The 3,520-nt window shown below is 29.5% G+C and carries 3 protein-coding genes; 1 reads left to right on the forward strand and 2 read right to left on the reverse strand.

Going from position 1 to position 3,520, the window contains the following annotated elements; all coding sequences use genetic code 11:
* A partial coding sequence (locus Q0V08_RS11095; protein ID WP_297434763.1) for an NCS2 family permease occupies positions 1-547 on the forward strand: 547 nt, incomplete at its 5' end.
* A gap of 80 nt (positions 548-627) precedes the next feature.
* On the opposite strand, the gene Q0V08_RS11100 is transcribed toward Q0V08_RS11095, so the two are convergent.
* Positions 628-2,181: a glycine betaine ABC transporter substrate-binding protein gene (locus Q0V08_RS11100; RefSeq protein WP_297434765.1), complete on the reverse strand. Its 1,554-nt coding sequence runs from the start codon at positions 2,179-2,181 to the stop codon at positions 628-630.
* On the reverse strand, positions 2,178-3,350 hold the full coding sequence (locus Q0V08_RS11105; protein ID WP_297434767.1) for a betaine/proline/choline family ABC transporter ATP-binding protein: 1,173 nt from the start codon (positions 3,348-3,350) through the stop codon (positions 2,178-2,180). Before Q0V08_RS11105 ends, Q0V08_RS11100 begins: the two co-directional genes overlap by 4 nt.
* Positions 3,351-3,520: the final 170 nt, after the last annotated feature.

Genomic DNA, 3,520 nt, shown 5'->3' on the forward strand with positions numbered 1-3,520 from the left:
CGTAGGAGATTTCTTCTGTACTCTAGGAACTTTACTAGGAGTTTCAGCACAAGCTGGTCTTTTAGATGAAAATGGTAATCTACCAGAAGTAGATAAACCTTTCCTAGTTGATTCTATAGCAACTATTGTTGGAGCTTTATTTGGTTCTACAACAATAACAACATTTTTAGAGTCAGCAGCTGGAGTTGAAGAGGGAGGAAGAACAGGTTTAACTGCAATATCTACAGGAATTTGCTTTATATTTACAATTTTCTTAACACCAATTGTTTATATAATTCCATCTGCTGCAACAGCACCAGCATTAATTTTTATAGGTATCCTTATGATGACAAGCATGAAGTTTATCGATATGGATGATATGACTGAATTTGTTCCAGCCGTTATAACAATTATGTTTACTGTATTTACAGATAATATGGCTTCTGGAATGAGTATGGGTATTATATCTCATGTAATTATAAAGGTATTAACTGGAAGATATAAAGAATTAAATATACCTGTGTTAATTTTAACACTACCATTATTGGGATATTTTATATTTCTATAAAAAAATTAATCAAATATCAGATTGAATAAAATTACAAAAGCTGAAGAATTAAAAATTCTTCAGCTTTCTTTATATTTTTATTATTTTATAATCCCTTTATTTCGAAGAAATTTGTTGATGATATTTTCGATAGGTTCATTTCCTTCAATTGCCAATAGATTTAACTCTTGCATTTCATCTTCATTTAAAGCGTCTACAAGAGAGTCTAACGCTTCAATAACATCACCCTTTGTATTTTCAAATCCCTTTCTCATTGTAACTACAACTTCATAAGGTGGGAAAAACTTTAAATCATCCTCTAAAAGAAGCAACTTATGCTTAGCTATTAATCCATCTGTAGAATAAACCAAAGCAACTTCAATCTTATCTGAGACTAAAGAGTTAATAACTAATCCTTGATCCATAGATAAAATGCTTTTAAATTTTATATTATAAGCTTTTTGTATTCCTAAAAGACCATCTTCCCTCTCCATAAACTCATGAGGACCACTTAAAACCATATTATTTGCATGTCTTTTTAAATCGCTGATAGTTTTTATTCCGTATTTTTGAGCTACTTCTGGTTTCATAGCAAAAGCGTATGTATTTTCAAATCCCATAGGTTCTCTAATATCTAAATTGTGATCTGCTAAATATTCAGATTTTATAATATCAAATACAGTTTTAGCATCTGCCTTCTCTTTCTTTCCTAGATAAGCAGCATATGCTACACCGGTATATTCAGGATACACATCTATATCTCCACTTTTAATTGCTTCAAATATAACTGTTCCTGTTCCAAGCTCCACTGTTTTTACTTTATAATTAGTTTTATCTTCTATCACTTGAGACATCATAACACCTAAAATTCTTTGTTCATTGTAATTTTTATGCCCCACAACTATTGTTGGAATACCTCTATTTTTATTATTTTCATATATTCTAAATCCAATTCCCAATATTAAAATAGCCATAACTATTTTTAATATTTTTATATTTTTCTTTTTCTCTTTAGGGTTTGTTAGCATTCCACTAGGAGTCAATACTTTTTCCAAAACCCCTAAAAAATAGTTTGCTACAAAAGCTAGGATGGCAGTAGGAATAGCTCCTGTTAAAACCAAATTATTATTACTTGTAGATATTCCTCTAAATATAAGCTCTCCTAATCCACCAGCTCCAATTAGTGCTGCAATTGTAGCTGTACCTATTGTAGCAACAGTTGAAATTCTGATTCCACCCATTATAACTGCTACAGCAATTGGCAACTTAACCTTAGTTAAAACTTGGAAGTTAGTCATTCCCATACCTATAGCAGCTTGAATTGTAGATTTATCTACACCTTTTATTCCAATATATGTATTTGTTATTATTGGTAATAAAGAATATAAAAAAAGCACAAATACTGCAGGCTTTATTCCAATTCCCATAATAGGAATTATCAGACCAAATAATGCCAAACTAGGTATTGTTTGGAATATTCCTGCTATAGTTAAAACTACTTTAGAAAGTCTTTCGCTTCTAATTATAAAAATCCCTATTGGAACTCCAATTATAATTGCTATAGCAACAGCAAGACCTGTTATCTCTATATGTTGCATAAGTGCAATGTGAACTTCAGGTAGTTTTTCAATAAAATATTTTATAAATGAGTTCATACAACATCACCTACACGTGAAGTATCTTCTTCAGATTCAGGAGATGGAGCTATTTTACTAATAGCATTAACTAGTCCTAAATTTGTTATAACTCCTGTTAATCTTTTCCTATCGTCAACTACAGGAATAACCTTTGCATTTATACTAGACATTTTATTTAAAACATCTAATAGGTTGCTATCCTTATCAATAGTAGTAAACTCTTTATCCATAATATCTCTAACTCTTAAAATATTATTTTCCATAGCATATATTAAATTTTTTCTAAATATTATTCCAATGGGTTCACTATATCTTCCCCCCTCTGTTTCAGTAACAATAAGAAAATCTGTATCATGAGTTTTTAAAAGATTAAAAGCTCTAGAAATATTACTTCTTTTTTCAATTGTCCAATAATACTTAGACATTATATCTGAAACAAGAAGTTTTTTTGGAGTTTTCCAAATTCTATCTTTTCCTATAAACTGCTCTATATACTCAGAAGCTGGTCTTTTTAAAATCTCATCTGGAGTATCAAACTGTAATATCTCGCCATCTTTTAAAAATGCTATTCTCTCTCCTAATTTTATAGCTTCATCCATATCATGAGTAACAAATATAATAGTTTTTCCTAACTCTTTTTGTAATTTTAAAACTTCATCTTGAATACTTTCTCTAGTGATAGGATCTAATGCAGAAAATGGTTCATCCATCAAAATTATATCAGGATTTGTAGCTAAAGCTCTAGCTATTCCAACTCTTTGCTTTTGCCCTCCTGATACCTCATGAGGATATTTCTCATAGTATATTTCAGGATCAAGATTTAAAAGATTTAATAATTCATAAGCTCTATCTTTCCTTCTTTCTTTTTCCCATTTTAAAAGTTTTGGAACGAGCTCTATGTTTTCTCCTATGGTCATATGAGGCATAAGTCCCTCTTTTTGTATAACATACCCAATCCTTCTTCTAAGAGTTATTGGATCAACTTTACTTATGTCTTCTCCATCTATTAGTACAATGCCACTAGATGGATCGATGAGCCTATTTATTAATTTCATTGTTGTTGTTTTTCCACAACCTGATTCTCCAATTAAAACGACAAACTCTCCAGTTTTTATTTTAAAATCTATATTTTTTAAAATAAGTGTTCTTTTATCATAAGATTTTGTAACTTTTTTAAACTCAATCATACTCAATCACCTCAAAATATAAATTTTTGTAAAACAAAACCTAGTACAGTCTATGTACTTAAAAATCTTATTTTTCCTTTTTATTTTTTAATTTTTTTTATTTAAGAATTTTCTAATAGTTTTTTATATGTAGAGTTTATACCTCCTTTAGGTGCTATAGGTATAAACTC

The organism is uncultured Cetobacterium sp. (assembly GCF_947038635.1).
Taxonomy (GTDB): Bacteria; Fusobacteriota; Fusobacteriia; order Fusobacteriales; family Fusobacteriaceae; genus Cetobacterium_A.